This is a genomic window from Ruegeria sp. CDSC068 (genome assembly GCF_059610545.1).
The window spans coordinates 295,211-312,088 of sequence record NZ_JBXWNV010000004.1 but is presented as its reverse complement, the minus strand read 5'-3'; the positions used below and the strand labels follow the sequence as shown (position 1 = coordinate 312,088).

Here is a 16,878-nt window from a genome sequence, read left to right as displayed (position 1 = left end):
ACCCAAAACCCTTGGCTTACAGGCTTTGTGGCCATCTAGGAAACCATCGTTTCCGCGTTTCCCATATGCAAACGATCCGAATTGAAACCCTGATATTATCCCATGTCCGCCCTGTTTCCGCCTAGATTGGACGTCAGGTTGGAAAAAAGGACTAAGACCTGGGGAATGAGAATGGACCGACTGACCGAAATGGAAGCCTTTGCCAATGTGGTGGACCAAGGTGGCTTCACCGATGCGGCCAAGAAAATGGGCATCTCCAAATCGGCCGTGTCAAAGCATGTTTCCAGCCTCGAGGCCCGTCTGGGCGCACGGCTGCTGAACCGCACGACCCGGCGCGTGTCGCCGACGGAAATTGGCCTGGCATATTACGATCGCGCACGGCGCGTTCTAAATGATGCGGGCGAAGCTGATGCGCTTGTGACTTCGATGCAATCCGCTCCCTCGGGTCTGCTTCGGATCAGCGTTGCAACGGATTTCGGCGTCAATCATCTGTCTCCAGTTCTGTCGGATTTTCTGGCGGCCTTTCCTGATATCACCGTGAATATGGTGCTGAACAACCGCTACGTCGAGTTGATTTCAGAAGGGTTCGATGTGGCCGTCCGGATTGGTGAGCTGGAAGACAGCACCCTGCGCGCCCGTAAACTGACAGAAACTGTCAAGCGGATGGTCGCAGCGCCCAGCTATGTCGAGAAATTCGGCCGACCGCAGAAAATTGACGATCTGAACGAACACAAGCTGCTGCATTACTCCAGCCAGTCTTCTGGCAACGTGTGGAGGCTGACCGCGCCGTCGGGTGAAAAAAGACAGGTTCGCACCGCAGGGTGGCTGAGCGTGAACGATGGGCAATCCCTGTTGAACGCCGCCATCTCTGGTCTGGGGATCGCATATCTACCCAGCTATCTGTACGCAGAAGCGCTGAAATCCGGTGCCGTTGTGGATGCGATGCCATCGCTTCCGGACGAGGTGCAGGGCGTCTACGCCGTTTACCCGCCCGGACGCTTTACACAGCCCAAGGTGCGGGCATTCATAGATTTTCTCGTCGATGCCTTTCACGAAAAAGGCCCAATGGACTGGTGAATTAACCTCGGTAAACTGTACGGCCCGCGCCAATTGCGTGGGCCCTTTTTTTTGCAGATCATGATTTGGTCTGCACCGCAGGCTTTAGTTGATCAGCAAGACCGCCTCGACCCGGCGATTCAAGTCGCGGCCTTCCGGCGTGGCATTCGAGGTGAGCGGGGCCAGATAGCCGATCCCGCGCGCTTCGACTCGGTCTGCCGCGATCCCATGCGCCTCGATCAACCGGGCACGCACGGCCTGCGCACGGCCGGTACTGACCGAGATATTGGCATCCAGCGCGCCCGTGTCATCGGTGTGACCCACAAGTGCCAGCCGGATGTTTGGGTTTTTGTCCAGAAACTCGGCAACCAATTTCAGCGACGCAAAAGGCCCTTCGCCCAACGTCATCTCTCCGGTACGGAAATGAAGATCTTCCAATATTGCATGGCCGTTTTGCTCCAATTCGGCCAACAGGTCGCTGGACGACGTGACTGGCTCGTCGATCACAAGCGGCGGCGGAGCCTCTGCACCCACCGGTGTGACGCGGATCATCTGCACATACCCGTCAGGCGGATTGCGGCTGACCAGCAGGCTGACCACATTGCCCCCCCGAATGGCGGACAAAAAGCGATAGTCCTGAATGGCCACATACATGTCCGGTGTGGGCACGACTTCGGTGCCAAATCGAAAATCGAACCCGCCACACGTTTTGGCCTGACACTCAAGCAGGATCTCGTACCCCTGCGCGGCGATCTGATCCCGCAGCGGGGCCAGTAATTGCAGCGTGGTGCTGGAGCCCGATTGCAGCCGCCAGGTTAACCGCTCGACTTTTCCTTCAACCTCTCTTGCGGGCACTGCACCGTCAGCAAAAGGACCGATTGGCAGCTCATAGCTGTCCAATTCACTCGTCCGGTCGCTGACCAGCCGTGCGCCAGAGGGCAACGTCAGGTTCTGTGCAAGACCCTGACTGGCCATCATCATCAGAAAAAGGGCTGCGGTTCGTATCATCGGGCCTGCGTATGGTATTCGTTGTTCGGGGCCATCGCTGTTGCGCTGGCCACCCGGTTCGACATGTTGAAAAAGCCGGTCACATTGGCAATGTCCCAAATGTCCCGGTCGCTGAAACCAACATCGCGCAGATGTTGGCGATCAGGTTCTTCGATCTCAGTACTGGCGGTCGTCATCTTGGCAGCAAAATCCAGCATGGCGCGCTGACGATCGACCAGAGGGGCCACGCGGTAGTTCATAACCAGCATCTCGCCCAATTGCGGATTGCCCGACAATTGCCGAACAGCTGCACCATGGGCCACCAGACAGTAAAAGCATTTGTTGATCGCGGACACGACCACCGCAATCATTTCGCGTTCCAGTTTTGATAACCCGCTGTCACCCAACATCAGGTCGTTATAATTCGCCGTAAACGCGTTCAGCTTGTCGATGTCGAACGCATAAGCCTTCAGAACATTGGGCACAAAGCCCAGTTTTTCGACACAGATATCAAAGTACTTCTGCGTCTCAGGCGGCAGAGGGTCCACCATCGGCAGGTCCAGCGCGGTGGGCAGGGTTTGGTCGGTCACGGTGGTCACTCTCCTTGGACAAGCTGACGGTAATGGTATTCTCCGGTGATCTCCATCCCGAGCGCATGGTAAAGACCATTTGCCCCGTCATTGGCCTTGGTGCAGATCACGCTCAGCGTTTTTGCGCCGTTCTTCTGCGCCCAGATTGCAGCCGCGCGCATAGCCCATTTTCCCAAGCCCTGACGCCGGTGGTCTGGCAGGATTTCCAGCGCATGGACCATGGCTACGTCGTCGTGAATAGCGACGAAACCGGTCCCCGCCGGGTGATCGGAATGACGCAGGAATATTCCCGTTTTCGACCCCTCGGCCCGGTCCATGATGGCCCGCCGTTCCGGACCGATCCCGCCTTGCGCCCAGATCTCGTTCATGATCGCCAGCGGACTCCAGATGGTAAAGGCGGTGACCCGGGGGATCGGAGTATCTGTCAGGTGCTCAACCGGGCATTGGTAGATGTTGACGGGATCAAGAATGTCATAGCCACGATCCGCAAGCTGCTGATCCAGCCGTTCGTCGCCCGGACGCAGGCAGAATATGGGCCGCTGACCCATCGCGCGCATCGCCCCTTCAGCGGCTTCAATATCCGCGTCGGTCGCCGATGCCAGAGCGCTGGCCGCGGAAACGCGCGAGCCACCACCCAATCCTTGCCGCAGGCGAAAAGGGCCAATTGTCTCGAACCGAGCCGCCGGCCATGTTCCGTCGACAACGTCGCCCCAGTTCGGGCTCAAAGCTCCAGCTCTTTCGCCAACCGGGTCGTGGCCGCATCGACCTGCGACCCGTTCGTGCCCCGAACCACTACGTTAGAGCCGAATATCCCATTTACCTGGAACGGATAGCTGCCGATGGCGAGATCAGGGAAATCTTCGGCCAATGCTGACAGGGTCGAGGCGATATCACCTTCACCCCGGTTGACCCGCAGCGTTTGCGACAACAGGGGATCGCCGCCGGTCAGCTTAGGCAAAACACTGGCGACCATAGCCTGAAAAATTGTGGGGATTCCCGCCATGACGTGCACATTGCCAAGGGTGAATCCCGGCGCAGTTGAGACCGGGTTGTCTATCAGTTTCGCACCTTCCGGAATACGTGCCATCCGCAGGCGCGCGGCGTTCAGTTCTAGCCCTGAATTCTCATAGTGTCGCTCCAGCAGTGCGCGGGCGTCGGCGCGCACGTCAATCGATGCACCAAAGGCGCGGGCAATGCAGTCGGCCGTGATATCGTCATGGGTCGGGCCTATTCCGCCACTGGTGAACACATGATCAAAGCGGTCCGACAGGGCGCGCACGGCCTGTTCGATGGCAGTGGCGTCATCGCTGACCATACGAACCTCTTTAAGATCAATGCCCTGCTTGGTCAGTTCCTGCGCAAGGTAATGCATGTTCGCATCCCGGGTGCGTCCCGACAGGATTTCATCCCCGATCACAAGCATTGCTGCGGTTGGGTTCGGCATGACCTGTCCTTTCCTGATATGGCACAGGCCGCAAGATATCGTTCCTGCTGAACCTCGCAAGGCCCGTTTGTCATTCTCGCAGCGCTTGGGCAGGCAAATCGGCAGTGACGCGTTGGAACAGGTCCATATCGTTCATCGACCGCGCCAGAATCATCGCCCCTTCCAGGCGGGCAATCGTTTCCCCTGCTCGGGCTTCGGGATTCGCGGCCCCTGCGGCCCGGAAAACCGTTTCCAGCCATACGAGATTGCGTTCGAAAAACTCACGCGTTCTTCTGGCGACCGGGTCCGGCAACCTTGCGATTTCAGCACCGAACATACCGCACAGGCACATAAGGTCCTGTTCGATCAATGCTTGTCGATATGCCGCCACATATTGTTCAAGAGATTCCAAAGGCGTGGCTTCGTCCAACCGTCCCAACGCCCCCAGGAACCGATCAGTGTACCGGGTAACCAGCGCCTCACCCAAAGCTTCCTTGGTGGGAAAATGGTAGTGAATGCTGGCCGATTTGATGCCGATTTCTGCTGCGATGTCGCGAAAACTGAAAGCATAATATCCGCCTTGTCGCGCCATACGTTCGGCCACATCCAAAATACGGCTGGCAGTTTCTGACAAGGGTTTTTCTGTTTTGGGCATCTGCACATCAATCTAAAAATTACCTACCACTAGATAGGGGGTTGTATTTCAGTTTCCAAGCTCAATATATCTACCTATCAGTAGATAGGGAATCTGATCATGACACAGACAACAACACTTATCGTCGGCGGATCCAGCGGAATGGGTCTCGCCACAGCGCGCCAAATCATAGCAAGCGGCGGGCACGTGACCCTTGTCGGGTCATCCGCTGGCAAGCTGGACGCGGCGAAAGCGGAACTTGGCGGCGCCGCGGACATACACCGCGCGAACCTGCGTGATGCGGCAGACGTCGAAAGGCTGATCAACCAGATCAAATCGGACACGCGTCACATTCAGGGATTGGTGAATGCAGCCGGGACATTCGCGCCAAAACCATTCATGGAACACACGGCCGAGGATTACGACAGCTATCTGGACCTGAACCGCGCGACCTTTTTCATCACGCAGGCCGTGGTCGAAAACATGATAGCCAACGGAGGCGGAAATATCGTCAACATAGGCTCTATGTGGGCAAAACAGGCAGTTCGCGCCACACCGTCCTCGGCCTATTCGATGGCTAAAGCCGGACTTCATTCCCTGACGCAGCATCTGGCAATGGAGCTGGCGGAACATAAGATCCGCGTGAATGCGGTTTCTCCGGCGGTGGTGGTGACCCCCATCTATGGTGCCTTCATCGCACCGGACCAGATCGAGGCGACCTTGACCGATGCTTTCGACGCTTTCCACCCGATCGGCCGCGTCGGTCGGCCCGAGGATGTGGCGCATACCGTCACCCACCTTCTGTCCGATGATGCGGGTTGGGTCACTGGGGCAGTCTGGGATGTTGATGGTGGCGTAATGGCCGGCCTCGTCTGACACTTCCCATACGGACGGGCGCACGTTAAGCCGGGTGGCATGAAGTTTGCCACCCCATTGATCCCCGCCCGCCTGATCCGCCGCTACAAACGCTTTCTGGCCGATTGCCAGTTGGAGGACGGGCGTGAAGTAACCGCCCATTGCGCCAATCCGGGGTCAATGATGGGTTTGGCGGAACCCGGCGAGAAGATCTGGTTGGAACCCAACGATGACCCGAAGAAAAAACTAAAATACGGCTGGCGTCTGGTCGATCATGAGAACGGGCATTTTACCGGTGTTGACACCTCGGTGCCCAACAAAGCCCTGCGCGCGTCCCTTGAAGCCGGTGAAATACCTGAGCTTGCAGCCTATGAAACCGTCCGTCCCGAGGTGAAGTACGGCGAAAACAGCCGTATTGATTTTCTGCTGACGCAACCTGGCCTGCCCGACGCCTATGTCGAGGTCAAAAGCGTGACCTTGTCCCGTGAACCATGTTTGGCAGAGTTCCCTGACAGCGTCACCGCACGCGGTACCAAACATCTAGGAGAGCTGACGGCCATGGTGACACAAGGACATCGCGCGATCATGTTGTATCTGGTGCAACGCACCGATTGCGACCGGTTTGGTTTGGCGGCGGATATAGACGCGGCCTATGCGACAGCATTTGAGACAGCACAGGCGAAGGGTGTCGAGCGATTGGTTTATGGTACGCAAATTTCGCCCGACGGTGTTTGGGTGGATACCACACGGTTCGGGGACTTTAACCTGCCCGGATAATGTCACCCGCCCACCGTCAGGTCCGGTTCACCCCTTGTTTCGGCATTCGAACTGGGTTGCTGACAGGGGCATCACCATATCACTGGCCACAAATCTGGACCGCAGCGCCGACAGCATTTCGGCCACAACCGCATCCGGATCGACGCCTCCGCGCGCTCTGATTTCGTCAATCAACGGATTTCCATACACCAGAGCTGTCGCAAATTTCTCAAGGTCGGCGATTGGTTTGTTCAGCCTTATGGTTTCGTGCGTAACGGTTCCCCAACCTGCGGCCGCAAGGTCCGCGTGTACGATGTCGGGGTCGCCATAGTGGAACGGGACCTTGTAGAATCCCGGTGGGTTTTCGGGAAAGAACGTCATCGCCGCTTTGTGAGCTGTTTCGGAAAACGGGTTTTCGGACATTTCGCTCCAGACGTTGAAAACGTACCGGCCACCTGGCTTCAGAACACGGGCAGCTTCGCGATATGACGCAGTTTTGTCTGGAAAGAACATCACGCCAAACTGGCAAACGATCAGGTCAAAACTGTTGTCTTCGAAGGGCAGTTCCATTGCGTTCGCTTGGACAAACTCGACATTCTCACTGCCGGAGAACTTTGCTTTTGCAATCTCCAACATGGGCGGATTAAGGTCCGTAACCGTCAGTGAAACAGACGGGTTTAACGCGTTGCGCAGCTTACGGCTGACAATTCCCGTTCCTGCGGCAAGCTCCAGAACGCGACCCGTTTCAAGGCCGCCACACAGCCCGGTTAACCTGTCGGCATAGTCTACGAAAATGTTCGGTCCCAGACCCTGATCGTAATGGTGTGGAATTTCACCGATAAAACTGGCAGAATTGCTGGACATTTTGACCCTCCAAAACGATCTCACTGGGAAAGAACAACATTCTATCTGAAATTATGATTTTGAGCGAATTTGACAGGCTTTGCAGCCTTGATCCGGGGGCGTTCCGCGCCATCTAACACTCGCAAACGCGCACCCTCTGGAACTTTCTGCACAAGCAGCGTAAAAGGCAGGCTGCGCGCAACATTTGGAGCTTAGCGTCGATGAAAGAACATCGTGGCCGCCTGACCAAGGACGGCATCCGCATTTACGAACAGGGTGACTTTGCCGGCATGCATGCGGCAGGAGCCTTGGCCGCGCGGATACTCGACGATATTGCAGAACATGTCTTTCCGGGTCAGACCACTGGCGCGATTGACGGCATGATCACGCAGATGGTCGAGGATGCAGGCGCAACATCGGCAACAATTGGCTACAAGGGCTATCAGCATGCCAGCTGTATCAGCGTGAATCACGTGGTCTGCCATGGCATTCCCGGCGACAAGAAGCTGAAGGATGGCGACATTCTGAACATCGACGTTACGGTCATCGTAGACGGCTGGTTCGGCGATACTTCGCGCATGTATGTTGCGGGCAAACTGCCCCGCAAGGCTGAGCGTCTTGTCCAAGTGACACATGATGCCCTGTTCAAAGGCATCGAGGCGGTCAAGCCGGGCAACACCTTCGGTGATATCGGCCACGCCATTCAGGCCTATGTCGAGGCGCACCGGATGAGCGTTGTCCGGGATTTCTGTGGCCACGGTCTGGGCAGGGTATTCCACGCGCCGCCAAACGTGCTGCACTATGGCCGTCCGGGCACTGGCGCAGTTCTGGAAGAGGGCATGTTCTTTACCATCGAACCGATGGTGAACCTTGGCCGTCCTGAGACGAAAACACTGGCCGATGACTGGACCGCTGTGACCCGCGACAAGTCATTGTCAGCGCAGTTCGAACACTCGGTGGGTGTGACGGCTGATGGTGTTGATATCTTTACCCTGTCACCGGGCGATAAGTTCCACCCGACCTATTCGTCCTGATCTGACGCCTGTTCGCGCAGGAGTTTCAGCAGCAATGTTTCCCTGCCCCACGGCGTAATCGCGTCGTGGATGAACACAGGCGCGCGCATTGGCTTAGGCTCGGGGCCGGTGCGGGCTTCGGCGTCCTTAGAAGGGGTCCAGAGCGGTGGAGTCAAAGCGCGGTCCATAAGCCGAGCTTACCACGGTCAAGTCAAATTCCCAAAAGGGCTGGAACCTCGGCCATGTCGGTGAAAACCTCTGCTCCGAGGTCCGCCAGAAATGCACCTTTTCCATCAGGCACATAGCCCAGGCAGCGCATATTGGCACGGATTGCTGCGGTAACGCCGCTGGCACTGTCTTCAATTACAACTGGCGCGGTGGCCTCAAATTGACGGGCTGCTGTAAGGAACATGGTGGGGTCAGGCTTACCGACTCCCAAAGTGTAGGCTGAAAACATCACATCCTTGAAGCGATCCCAAAGACCATTCTGCCCCAGCGTGACTCGCATTTTGCCGGGCCCGCCATTGGACGCCACGCAGAAAGGAATTCCGCGCGCATCCAAGAGCGTCATCAATTCCGCTACACCCGGAACCAAAGGAACACCCTGACGCAGTCGGGCGTCGGTTTCGGCATCGAATTCCATAATCCAGTTCTCGGGCAGGTCGGCCCCCAAATCGCGCGCGATATCCTGCACTTCCGGCATGGTCCTGCCGGTGAAAACCCTGTGGCACTCCTCCGCCGTCAAGGACAGTCCATGTCGGGCAAAGTTCGCAACCATCACCTGATTGGACAGGGGCTCACTGTCGACCAAAACACCATCGCAATCGAAAATGACCAGGTCGTGCATATCAGACCTCTGTCCGCCACATCAGCGAAATATGCGTGTCGCCATACTTTCGCGCATTGTGCAGGTCAAACCCTTCGGGCGCTTCCATGGGGGCGTTTTCTTCCCAGACGATCAAGGCGTCTTTTGCCAGCCACCCCCCTTGAGTGACCGTCGCAAGCGCCTTTTGTCCCAGGCTTTTGCCGTAAGGCGGATCAAGAAAAATCAGATCACAAGGCGTGCCCGTATTGTCACCCAACCGTGTCGCGTCGCGACGGATTAGATCGGTACGATCCTTGCTGTGGGTCAGATCAATGTTCTTACGGATCAGTCCCTGAGCCACACGCCCGTCATCCACGAACGTCACATGCGCCGCGCCGCGCGACAGCGCCTCAAGCCCCAGTGCTCCGGTGCCGGCGAAAAGGTCCAGAACACGCAGCCCATCAAAGTCGATCTGATGGCTCAGCACATTGAACAGGCTTTCACGCACACGGTCAGTGGTGGGACGCAGATGCGCCCCGGCATCTCCTTTGCCGACCGAGGCCAAGGCGCGACCTCGGAACTCTCCGGCGATGATCCTCACGCTTTGAGCAGCGGTTTCAGGTCCGCGTCTGGGTCGGCCACGACGGCCGGGTCGGCCGTTTTGCCCGCGTCTATCAGGCGTTTGCCGACCATGTAAGCGCGCGGGTCGTTCATGGCGTCGACCGCGATCAGCTGGTCGCCTTTGTAGTACCAGAAGGACACCGTCTGCCCGTCACCCTTTCGGGTCACCACGCTGTCATAGCCGGTGTTCAGACCTGCGATCTGTAGTTTGACGTCATACTGGTCCGACCAGAACCACGGCGTCGCCACATAGTCTTTGGCGGCACCCAGCATGTTCTGAGCAACGATCTCGGCCTGATCGATGGCATTCGGTACACTTTCCAGCCGGATACGGCCGCCATCATGTGGGAACGACGCGCAATCGCCCGCCGCCCAGATAGCCGGATCAGAGGTGCGGCCATGGGCATCCGTTTTGATGCCGTTGTCCAATTCCAACCCGGCCATCTCGGCCAATTCGGTCGAGGGTGCGATGCCCACGCCTACCACGACGAAATCAACCTCAAGCTTGGTGCCATCACTCAGAGTGGCCCCGGTGACCTTGCCGTCTTCGCCGACCAGACGATCCAGCCCGACGCCTTCACGAATGTCGGCACCGTATTCGGAATGCAGATCACGGAAGTAGTCGCTGGTTTCCGGTGCTGCGACGCGTTGCAAAATCCGTTCCGCCATCTCGACCAGAGTAACCTTGACCCCGCGCTTGGCACAGACGGCAGCCGCCTCAAGCCCGATATAGCCACCGCCAACGATCAGGGCGCGGGCGCCCTCTTTAACGCGGGGCTCCATCTCGTCGATATGGGTCAGGTCGCGCACGACATGGACGCCTTCGAGATCACCGCCAATGGCAGCAGGCAGGTAACGCGGGTCGGAACCAGTGGTCAGGGCCAGTTCGTCATAAGAAATCACCTCATCGCCCAGGGTCACGGTCTTGGCCTTGGGGTCGATCGCAGTCACGCGCTGACCCAGACGCAGGGTGATGTTGTTTTCGGCGTAGAAACTTTCGGGGCGTAGGAACAGGCGTTCAAGCTCCATCTCTCCCAGCAGATAAGCTTTGGACAGTGGCGGGCGCTGATAGGGCAGATGCTGCTCGGCACCGATCAGCGTGATATCGCCTTCAAACCCGCCCCTGCGCAGCCTTGCAACAAGAGATGATCCCGCCTGCCCGGCTCCGATCACAACAATATGGCTCATGTTCGTCCTGCCCTGTCAAATTCCCGTGGTTTCATTCTCTGGCTCACCTATATTGCGGCTGAGGCCGACTCTGCAAATCCAATCGACAGGAGGAACAAGATGATTTCAACCGGTGATACGCTTCCCGACGCAACGTTGACACAAATGGGGGCAGAAGGGCCCGAAGAGGTTCGGATTTCAGACAAGACCAAAGGCCGCAAAGTTGTGATCTTTGCTGTGCCCGGCGCATTCACGCCGACCTGCCACTCGGCCCATGTGCCCAGCTTTATGCGCACCAAGGAACAGTTCGACGCCAAGGGCGTGGACGAAATCATCTGCGTCTCGGTCAACGACCCCTTTGTAATGAGCGCATGGGGCGAAGCCACTGGCGCGACAGGCGCAGGCCTGACCATGCTGGCCGACGCCGCATCCGAATTCACCAAGGCCATTGGCATGGATTTCGACGCCCCGCCCGTCGGCCTGCTTGCGCGCTCAAAGCGCTATGCGATGTTGGTCGAAGATGGCAGAGTCGTTGCGCTGAACCTCGAGGAAAACCCCGGTGCCTGCGAGATTTCCGCGGGTGAAGGTCTGCTTGAGGCCATCTAGGTCACTCGGGCCCCGGTACAGCCGGGGCCACGTTAACCCTATTTCACTTGATGCAACTTCCTGATGGGTCGATACTTGCCCCATTCATTCAGGGAGTTTTTTGATGAAGCTCAAAGTCATCACAGTCATTCTGGGTGTTGCAGGCGCGCTGGCAGCGTGTGGCCCGGCCCCGACACCTCAACAGCAGCAAGCACGAAAGCATGAGATCGCCTGCCTCGGCGGCACACTAGGCGGCGCACTGATCGGCGGGGCGATTGGCAATCAATTCGGTGGTGGCACCGGCAAGGACATCCTGACCGCGGCAGGGGCCGTCACGGGCGGTGTCTCGGGCCAGCGTTACGCGTGCTGAGGAGAGAATGATGATGAAAACAGCTATTCTAACGACAACGATCATTCTGGTGGCCAGTCCAACCTTGGCGGAAACAGTGGCTGAACTGCACGAAAAGGAACTGAACGCCATTGATTCCAACAACGATGGCTTCCTGTCCAAGGACGAGTTCAACGCCTTTTCGGATTATGCTTTTCAGGCCATGGACGAAGACAAGAACGGAACGCTGGGTCTGGAAGAAGCCAAGCCGTTTCTGGACATAAAGCGGTTTCAAAACGTTGACCGCAACAACGACAGCTTTATTTCACGATCAGAGTATGACCAGCAGATGGGCGATGATTTCCTGGCCGCCGATCAGAACGGAAACGGCCAGTTGGATTGATCGCACGACCGGGCTGAACGATAGGAGTGTGGTATGAAAAAGTGGATAGCCCTCGGCATTCTGGGGTTTCTTGCCGCCTGTGATGCGCCGCAGGCCCCCGTGGTGACCGGACCGAACGGACAGCCCCAGATCCAGATCAGTACTTCGGGCCTGACGTGCTATGATACGCGATGTTTGGACATCAATCCGGCGGCGCGCAGCGTTCGTTCGGTTGGGAATCGGACAACCGGTATTCCACGAGACATCGACGTCAGCAACGGCACGGTCACACCCGCCGATTTCCGTCGTCTGGGTGAAATAGCTTCTCTGGCCGGCGGCATGGGATCCAGAGGAGACCGTTAAACTAGGCTGTCCATTTTACGCGCCAACTTGGCATCCAGCGCTGACAAACCGCCCACATCATGGGTGGATAGGACGACCTCGACCGTGCGGTACACGTTTGACCATTCGGGATGGTGGTTCCATTTCTCGGCAAAGATCGCCACCTGGGTCATCCAGCCAAAGGCATGAACAAAATCCTCGAATATGAAGGTCTTGGTAATTGCGTCCCGGTCGGTGACCATGGTCCAGCCGTTGTCGAACAGCGGATCAAGAAGAGGGCCGCGAGTTTCGGTCGACAATAGTTCCGTCATTGCTGTTCCTCCGAATTCGATTTTCTGAACGGACCGTAATCTGTCAGAATCTCGATCTCTTCTCCCACTGCGTGGGCCTCGGCGTCCAGATATTTCTTGATCGCATCGGCAAAGCCCGGGTCATTGACCCAATGCAAGCTATGCGTGCGCGTGGGCAAGTAACCGCGCGCCAGCTTATGTTCACCCTGCGCGCCTGCTTCTACCCGTGCCAGACCTTCCGCAATGGCAAAATCGATCGCCCTATAATAGCACAGTTCGAAATGCAGGCAGGCGTGATGCTCAGTGCAACCCCAATACCGGCCAAAAAGCGTTTCGCGGCCGATGAAATTCAAAGCCCCTGCGATAGGGTATCCGTCCCGTTCAGCCAGCACCAAGGCCATGTCGTCCGCCATGGTTTCATGCGCAATATCAAAGAATTGGCGGGTCAGATAGGGAACGCCCCATTTACGGGACCCGGTGTCCTGATAGAACTGCCAGAAGGCATCCCAGTGTTCGGGGCGCAGGTAATCCCCTGTCAGAGTGCGGATTTCGCCGCCAAAATCGATGGCCTGCGCGCGTTCTTTGCGGATATTCTTGCGCTTGCGCGATGACAACGCCGCAAGAAATCCGTCGAAATCTTGATATTCGTCATTCAGCCAGTGAAACTGCTGCGACTGACGCAGCATGAGGCCCATCTGTTCGCCCGCCAGCGCCTCGGCTTCGGTGCAGAAGGTTGCGTGGACCGAAGACACCTGATTATCCGCAGCCAATTGCACCGCCCCCTGCACCAGCGCAGACATGCCAACCGAGTCATAGCCGGGACGCACCAGAAAACGCCGACCTGTTGCGGGTGTGAACGGCACGGCGATCTGCAGCTTGGGATAATAACGACCCCCGGCACCTTCATAGGCATGCGCCCAATTGTGGTCGAAGATGTATTCGCCTTGACTGTGGGATTTGGCATACATCGGCGCCGCCGCAATCAGCATCCCGTCCAGATGGGCCGTCAGGTATTGCGGTTGCCAGCCAGTTCCGCGCCCGACCGAGCCGCTGTGTTCAAGCGCAAGCAGAAACCGGTGGGTGGTGAACGGATCAAGCGGACGGCCGTCATCGGCAACCTCGGGACAGGCGCAGCTGTCCCATTCCGCCGCAGATATCTGCGACAGCGAGCCCAGCACCCGAACCTCGATCTGTGCCTGATCCATTTGCCCTCCGCCTCTGATCTTTATCTGTGACGTTGCAGGGCTGGTTCAACCCGGTTGTGCAGCCAGATACCCTTCGAACGTCACATTGTCCGCAACTTCGCGGGCCTCTGCCTCTTGTTCAGGCGACCGCACGGTCCAGCACAGGATCGGTACATCGCGTGCCTTCAGTTCGGCCACGCGGGGGCGGTCAAGGTCTTCGACCTCATGGCTGATGAAACTGGCCCCGACACGGTCGAAATCCGGAATGTCGCGCAGGTGGTCACAAACACTCTGAGGTAACAGCTCGACCTTGGGCTGGTACGATCCTGTCACAATGCCACGCGGCAGATGCGGTGCCAGCCGCGCCAGTTCAGCGACCGAGTTTGGGTTGAACGACATCAACGCCACCGGCCCATCGTAACCTGACAATGCACGCACGGCGTCTTGTTCCAGCGGGCCCACCGATGTGCCCATCGCGCCGTCCTGATCTTTGAATTCGATCAGCAGCGGTACTTTACCTGACACGATTTGCAGCACCTCATCCAGCGTCGGGATACCATCGTCCGCGTGCAATAGCGTGGTGCCCGACGCCTGAACCGACGTGATCTGCTGTATCGGACCGGACTGCCCGGTCAGGCGGGTCATGTCATAGTCATGAAACACCATGGCTCGGTTGTCCGAGGTCCGTTGCAGATCAATCTCAATCCCATACCCGGCGTCCACAGCGGCGCGAATGGCCGCCCGGCTGTTTTCCGGGCGGTTGTCCTGTTTATCGTGCAGCGCGCGATGCGCCAGCGGGACTTGAAGGAATACGTCAGGCAGCGCGGGCGTCATTGAACTTCGAAGATACCTTCGATCTCAACCGCGACGCCCAAGGGCAGTGCCGCCGCACTGACGGCCGAACGCGAATGGCGACCTGCATCACCCAGCGCTTCGACCAGAAAGTCTGACGCACCGTTGATGACTTGCGGCTGCGCGGTAAAATCTGCCGTCGAGTTCACAAACCCGGTCAGCTTGATGACGCGCACCAGCTTTTCGATATCACCACCACAGGCCGCTTTGACCTGCGCCAGAAGGTTGATCGCACATACCTTGGCCGCAGCAGCGCCTGCTTCGACTTCCATGTTGTCGCCCAGCTTGCCAGTGATCAGATCATCCGCCTTCGAGATCTGCCCCGAGACATAGACGATATTGCCCACGCGCACGAAGGGCACGTAGTTGGCCGCCGGCGCAGGCGCGTCCGGTAGGTTGACACCCAGGCTTTCCAGTTTCGCCGCGATGCTCATGAGGTCTCCTCCCAAATTTGAGTCGGAGCGAAGCTAACCGGGAAGGCAAGGATCGAAAAGTGCGAAAACGGCGATGTGACCTGCACCGGTTGTGGGCGTAACTTTTCTTATTCTGAACTGTTGAACCTGTGTCACTTTACGTTGACCTATTCGGCAGGTTAAACGCTATCTGTTTCATATTGGTAGCGAAACGCCTATGTGACTTTGGGTAGGCCGGGCACAACGGCCGAAGCGAGTATTGATTAAGTGTTCGGGCACGGACTGTCCGAACGTTTTGGAGTGGCAAAGACCGTGTTGAGCAGAATCAGCCTAAAACCCCTGATCGTTGTGTCCGTATTGGCAGTTCTCAGCGCCTGCACCACACGCCCTCCGGAGGGTGTTCAGCAGGGTGAAGCATTTGATCCGTACGAACGCAACAACCGGGGCATCCACAAGTTCAACCTTGGTGTCGACCGATTTCTGTTTCGCCCGGCCTCGAAAGGGTACGTAAAGATCGTGCCCGACCCGATGGTGACCAGCTTTAACCATTTTGCCGAAAACCTGACGATGCCGGGCCAAGCCGTGGATTACCTGCTGCAAGGCAACCTTAAGCAGTCAGGCAACGCATTGCTGCAGTTTGTGATCAACACAACCGTTGGTGGCCTGGGGTTGTCAGCCCCCGCCGACGAGCTGAACCTTCCGCCTGTGGATACCGATTTCGGTGAAACGCTGCACGTCTGGGGTTTCGGCGAAGGGGCTTATGTCGAGCTGCCGCTCTATGGCCCGTCAACGCAGCGGGACTCGATTGGCGTTATCGTCAACCTGTTCTCGAACCCGATCAACTTCTCTCCGGTCCGTCCGGTCGACAATATTGGTGTCTACGCCGAGGTCGTGCGCCGGATGGGTGATCGGGGGCGTTTTTCGGACACGGTCGACTCGATCCTGTATGAAAGCGCCGACAGTTATGCGCAGGCGCGGACCATTTACCTACAAAATCGCCGCTTCGAACTGGCGAGAGACGACGAAGAAACCTATCTGGGTCTTTACGACGACCCTTATGCAGACAACGGGACCGACCCTGTCAGAGATCCCTACCTAGACCCATACGAGGACCCCTATGAGGACCCCTATGCCGAGTAACCATATGAACCGACGCGGTTTTGTCGCCACTGGCCTTGCCGGCCTGGCACTGACCGCGCTGCCCTTTTCCGCCTTTGCCCAGACTGAAGCCAGCGCCAAGGCTCTGGTCGTCAGCGTCGTGGATGACATCAACCGCATTATCGCCTCGGGCAAATCCGAAAAGGCGATGATCCGCGATTTCGAAAAGGTCTTTGTGCAATATGCCGATGTGCCGATCATGGCACGTTATGTGCTGGGTGCGGACGCCCGTTCGGCCAGCCCGTCGCAGTTGAAGCAGTTCACCAAAGCGTTTCAGGGCTATATCTCGAACAAATATGGTCGACGTTTCCGCGAATTCATTGGTGGGCAAGTCACCGTCCGGAAGGCCCGGAAAATCAAGGCCGGTTACGAGGTACGCACTTCGGTTAAGCTGCAGGGCTCGTCCCCGTTCGAGGTGACATTCCTAGTTTCGGACAAATCAGGCCGCGACAAGTTCTTCAACATGTTCATCGAAGGGGTGAATATGCTGCTGACCGAACGAACCGAGGTTGGCGCGATGCTGGACGCCCGTGGCGGCGACCTGAACCGCCTGATCAAGGACTTGAGCTAGAACAAGGTCAGCTGACCCAGTTC

24 protein-coding genes are annotated in these 16,878 nt (G+C 57.6%); 10 read left to right on the top strand and 14 right to left on the bottom strand.

All coding sequences use genetic code 11. The annotated features are described in order from the left end of the window. Positions 1-171: 171 nt before the first annotated feature. Positions 172-1,077 (top strand): LysR family transcriptional regulator, encoded by a 906-nt coding sequence (locus AC2FID_RS10815; protein WP_282170182.1) that lies wholly within the window; start codon positions 172-174, stop codon positions 1,075-1,077. Between the two features lie 84 nt (positions 1,078-1,161). Here the strand turns inward: AC2FID_RS10815 and AC2FID_RS10810 are convergent, their stop codons facing one another. From AC2FID_RS10810 to AC2FID_RS10790, 5 genes are all read right to left on the bottom strand, one after another. Beyond that, positions 1,162-2,064: an OmpA family protein gene (locus tag AC2FID_RS10810; RefSeq protein WP_282170181.1), complete on the bottom strand. Its 903-nt coding sequence runs from the start codon at positions 2,062-2,064 to the stop codon at positions 1,162-1,164. Next, the gene (locus tag AC2FID_RS10805) at positions 2,061-2,633 is read right to left on the bottom strand and encodes a peroxidase-related enzyme (RefSeq protein ID WP_496773041.1); all 573 of its coding nucleotides are present in this window, start codon (positions 2,631-2,633) and stop codon (positions 2,061-2,063) included. The genes AC2FID_RS10810 and AC2FID_RS10805 overlap by 4 nt, the downstream gene beginning before the upstream one ends. Positions 2,634-2,638: 5 nt before the next feature. Next, positions 2,639-3,358, bottom strand: a complete 720-nt coding sequence (locus tag AC2FID_RS10800) for a GNAT family N-acetyltransferase (protein ID WP_496836779.1) — start codon at positions 3,356-3,358, stop codon at positions 2,639-2,641. After that, on the bottom strand, positions 3,355-4,077 hold the full coding sequence (locus AC2FID_RS10795) for a competence/damage-inducible protein A (RefSeq protein WP_496836777.1): 723 nt from the start codon (positions 4,075-4,077) through the stop codon (positions 3,355-3,357). The genes AC2FID_RS10800 and AC2FID_RS10795 overlap by 4 nt, the downstream gene beginning before the upstream one ends. Before the next feature lie 70 nt (positions 4,078-4,147). Next, positions 4,148-4,711: a TetR/AcrR family transcriptional regulator gene (locus AC2FID_RS10790; protein ID WP_282170177.1), complete on the bottom strand. Its 564-nt coding sequence runs from the start codon at positions 4,709-4,711 to the stop codon at positions 4,148-4,150. 99 nt (positions 4,712-4,810) lie between these two features. Here AC2FID_RS10790 and AC2FID_RS10785 point away from each other — a divergent pair, with 99 nt between their 5' ends. Together AC2FID_RS10785 and sfsA are read left to right on the top strand one after the other, a co-directional pair. Further along, a complete protein-coding gene (locus AC2FID_RS10785; RefSeq protein ID WP_496755365.1) occupies positions 4,811-5,566 on the top strand; it encodes an SDR family NAD(P)-dependent oxidoreductase in 756 nt (251 codons plus the stop codon). A gap of 39 nt (positions 5,567-5,605) precedes the next feature. Further along, a complete protein-coding gene (gene sfsA / locus AC2FID_RS10780) occupies positions 5,606-6,322 on the top strand; it encodes a DNA/RNA nuclease SfsA (RefSeq protein WP_496836775.1) in 717 nt (238 codons plus the stop codon). Between the two features lie 27 nt (positions 6,323-6,349). On the opposite strand, the gene AC2FID_RS10775 is transcribed toward sfsA, so the two are convergent. Next, positions 6,350-7,165, bottom strand: coding sequence for a class I SAM-dependent methyltransferase (locus AC2FID_RS10775; protein WP_496836774.1), 816 nt, complete (start codon positions 7,163-7,165; stop codon positions 6,350-6,352). Between the two features lie 200 nt (positions 7,166-7,365). Between AC2FID_RS10775 and map the strand changes: the two genes are divergently transcribed. Further along, positions 7,366-8,178 carry a type I methionyl aminopeptidase gene (gene map, locus AC2FID_RS10770; protein ID WP_496836772.1) on the top strand — a complete coding sequence of 271 codons (813 nt, stop codon included), beginning with the start codon at positions 7,366-7,368 and terminating at the stop codon, positions 8,176-8,178. On the opposite strand, the gene AC2FID_RS10765 is transcribed toward map, so the two are convergent. The 4 genes from AC2FID_RS10765 to AC2FID_RS10750 are packed head-to-tail and all read right to left on the bottom strand — an operon-like array spanning position 8,166 to position 10,771. Beyond that, positions 8,166-8,333: a hypothetical protein gene (locus AC2FID_RS10765; RefSeq protein ID WP_496836771.1), complete on the bottom strand. Its 168-nt coding sequence runs from the start codon at positions 8,331-8,333 to the stop codon at positions 8,166-8,168. The genes map and AC2FID_RS10765 overlap by 13 nt on opposite strands. Before the next feature lie 35 nt (positions 8,334-8,368). Next, positions 8,369-9,004, bottom strand: a complete 636-nt coding sequence (locus AC2FID_RS10760) for an HAD family hydrolase (protein WP_496836769.1) — start codon at positions 9,002-9,004, stop codon at positions 8,369-8,371. A 1-nt stretch (position 9,005) separates the two neighbouring features. Continuing rightward, complete coding sequence (rsmD, locus tag AC2FID_RS10755) at positions 9,006-9,563, bottom strand: 16S rRNA (guanine(966)-N(2))-methyltransferase RsmD (protein WP_058275002.1); 558 nt, start codon at positions 9,561-9,563, stop codon at positions 9,006-9,008. Then, the gene (locus tag AC2FID_RS10750; protein WP_496836766.1) at positions 9,560-10,771 is read right to left on the bottom strand and encodes an NAD(P)/FAD-dependent oxidoreductase; all 1,212 of its coding nucleotides are present in this window, start codon (positions 10,769-10,771) and stop codon (positions 9,560-9,562) included. Before AC2FID_RS10750 ends, rsmD begins: the two co-directional genes overlap by 4 nt. Before the next feature lie 99 nt (positions 10,772-10,870). Between AC2FID_RS10750 and AC2FID_RS10745 the strand changes: the two genes are divergently transcribed. From AC2FID_RS10745 to AC2FID_RS10730, 4 genes are all read left to right on the top strand, one after another. After that, positions 10,871-11,356, top strand: coding sequence for a peroxiredoxin (locus tag AC2FID_RS10745; RefSeq protein WP_496836765.1), 486 nt, complete (start codon positions 10,871-10,873; stop codon positions 11,354-11,356). Between the two features lie 103 nt (positions 11,357-11,459). Next, positions 11,460-11,705, top strand: coding sequence for a glycine zipper 2TM domain-containing protein (locus AC2FID_RS10740; protein ID WP_496836763.1), 246 nt, complete (start codon positions 11,460-11,462; stop codon positions 11,703-11,705). 10 nt (positions 11,706-11,715) lie between these two features. After that, positions 11,716-12,066, top strand: a complete 351-nt coding sequence (locus AC2FID_RS10735; protein WP_282170169.1) for an EF-hand domain-containing protein — start codon at positions 11,716-11,718, stop codon at positions 12,064-12,066. A gap of 33 nt (positions 12,067-12,099) precedes the next feature. After that, entirely contained in the window at positions 12,100-12,408 is a 309-nt protein-coding gene (locus AC2FID_RS10730; RefSeq protein ID WP_058279069.1) for a hypothetical protein, read from the top strand. Here the strand turns inward: AC2FID_RS10730 and AC2FID_RS10725 are convergent. The 4 genes from AC2FID_RS10725 to AC2FID_RS10710 are packed head-to-tail and all read right to left on the bottom strand — an operon-like array spanning position 12,405 to position 15,147. After that, entirely contained in the window at positions 12,405-12,698 is a 294-nt protein-coding gene (locus tag AC2FID_RS10725) for a 4a-hydroxytetrahydrobiopterin dehydratase (RefSeq protein WP_058275007.1), read from the bottom strand. The two genes, AC2FID_RS10730 and AC2FID_RS10725, sit on opposite strands and share 4 nt — an antisense overlap. After that, on the bottom strand, positions 12,695-13,882 hold the full coding sequence (locus AC2FID_RS10720) for a GNAT family N-acetyltransferase (protein ID WP_496836760.1): 1,188 nt from the start codon (positions 13,880-13,882) through the stop codon (positions 12,695-12,697). Before AC2FID_RS10720 ends, AC2FID_RS10725 begins: the two co-directional genes overlap by 4 nt. Positions 13,883-13,927: 45 nt before the next feature. After that, the gene (locus AC2FID_RS10715) at positions 13,928-14,695 is read right to left on the bottom strand and encodes a glycerophosphodiester phosphodiesterase family protein (protein ID WP_496836758.1); all 768 of its coding nucleotides are present in this window, start codon (positions 14,693-14,695) and stop codon (positions 13,928-13,930) included. Beyond that, positions 14,692-15,147 carry a RidA family protein gene (locus AC2FID_RS10710; RefSeq protein WP_058275010.1) on the bottom strand — a complete coding sequence of 152 codons (456 nt, stop codon included), beginning with the start codon at positions 15,145-15,147 and terminating at the stop codon, positions 14,692-14,694. Before AC2FID_RS10710 ends, AC2FID_RS10715 begins: the two co-directional genes overlap by 4 nt. A 291-nt stretch (positions 15,148-15,438) precedes the next feature. Between AC2FID_RS10710 and AC2FID_RS10705 the strand changes: the two genes are divergently transcribed. Beyond that, complete coding sequence (locus AC2FID_RS10705; RefSeq protein WP_082649379.1) at positions 15,439-16,266, top strand: MlaA family lipoprotein; 828 nt, start codon at positions 15,439-15,441, stop codon at positions 16,264-16,266. Next, positions 16,256-16,855: an MlaC/ttg2D family ABC transporter substrate-binding protein gene (locus AC2FID_RS10700; RefSeq protein ID WP_058275011.1), complete on the top strand. Its 600-nt coding sequence runs from the start codon at positions 16,256-16,258 to the stop codon at positions 16,853-16,855. The genes AC2FID_RS10705 and AC2FID_RS10700 overlap by 11 nt, the downstream gene beginning before the upstream one ends. Positions 16,856-16,878 lie beyond the last annotated feature (23 nt).

Bases quoted from the DNA above. Each gene is read 5' to 3' on its own strand.
- AC2FID_RS10795 (WP_496836777.1), bottom strand. From the start codon at position 4,077: ATGCCGAACCCAACCGCAGCAATGCTTGTGATCGGGGATGAAATCCTG.
- AC2FID_RS10700 (WP_058275011.1), top strand. From the start codon at position 16,256: ATGCCGAGTAACCATATGAACCGACGCGGTTTTGTCGCCACTGGCCTT.
- map (WP_496836772.1), top strand. From the start codon at position 7,366: ATGAAAGAACATCGTGGCCGCCTGACCAAGGACGGCATCCGCATTTAC.
- AC2FID_RS10750 (WP_496836766.1), bottom strand. From the start codon at position 10,771: ATGAGCCATATTGTTGTGATCGGAGCCGGGCAGGCGGGATCATCTCTT.
- AC2FID_RS10790 (WP_282170177.1), bottom strand. From the start codon at position 4,711: ATGCCCAAAACAGAAAAACCCTTGTCAGAAACTGCCAGCCGTATTTTG.
- sfsA (WP_496836775.1), top strand. From the start codon at position 5,606: ATGAAGTTTGCCACCCCATTGATCCCCGCCCGCCTGATCCGCCGCTAC.
- AC2FID_RS10725 (WP_058275007.1), bottom strand. From the start codon at position 12,698: ATGACGGAACTATTGTCGACCGAAACTCGCGGCCCTCTTCTTGATCCG.
- AC2FID_RS10715 (WP_496836758.1), bottom strand. From the start codon at position 14,695: ATGACGCCCGCGCTGCCTGACGTATTCCTTCAAGTCCCGCTGGCGCAT.
- AC2FID_RS10735 (WP_282170169.1), top strand. From the start codon at position 11,716: ATGATGAAAACAGCTATTCTAACGACAACGATCATTCTGGTGGCCAGT.
- AC2FID_RS10730 (WP_058279069.1), top strand. From the start codon at position 12,100: ATGAAAAAGTGGATAGCCCTCGGCATTCTGGGGTTTCTTGCCGCCTGT.
- AC2FID_RS10720 (WP_496836760.1), bottom strand. From the start codon at position 13,882: ATGGATCAGGCACAGATCGAGGTTCGGGTGCTGGGCTCGCTGTCGCAG.
- AC2FID_RS10710 (WP_058275010.1), bottom strand. From the start codon at position 15,147: ATGAGCATCGCGGCGAAACTGGAAAGCCTGGGTGTCAACCTACCGGAC.
- AC2FID_RS10775 (WP_496836774.1), bottom strand. From the start codon at position 7,165: ATGTCCAGCAATTCTGCCAGTTTTATCGGTGAAATTCCACACCATTAC.
- AC2FID_RS10760 (WP_496836769.1), bottom strand. From the start codon at position 9,004: ATGCACGACCTGGTCATTTTCGATTGCGATGGTGTTTTGGTCGACAGT.
- AC2FID_RS10785 (WP_496755365.1), top strand. From the start codon at position 4,811: ATGACACAGACAACAACACTTATCGTCGGCGGATCCAGCGGAATGGGT.
- AC2FID_RS10745 (WP_496836765.1), top strand. From the start codon at position 10,871: ATGATTTCAACCGGTGATACGCTTCCCGACGCAACGTTGACACAAATG.
- AC2FID_RS10810 (WP_282170181.1), bottom strand. From the start codon at position 2,064: ATGATACGAACCGCAGCCCTTTTTCTGATGATGATGGCCAGTCAGGGT.
- AC2FID_RS10740 (WP_496836763.1), top strand. From the start codon at position 11,460: ATGAAGCTCAAAGTCATCACAGTCATTCTGGGTGTTGCAGGCGCGCTG.
- AC2FID_RS10815 (WP_282170182.1), top strand. From the start codon at position 172: ATGGACCGACTGACCGAAATGGAAGCCTTTGCCAATGTGGTGGACCAA.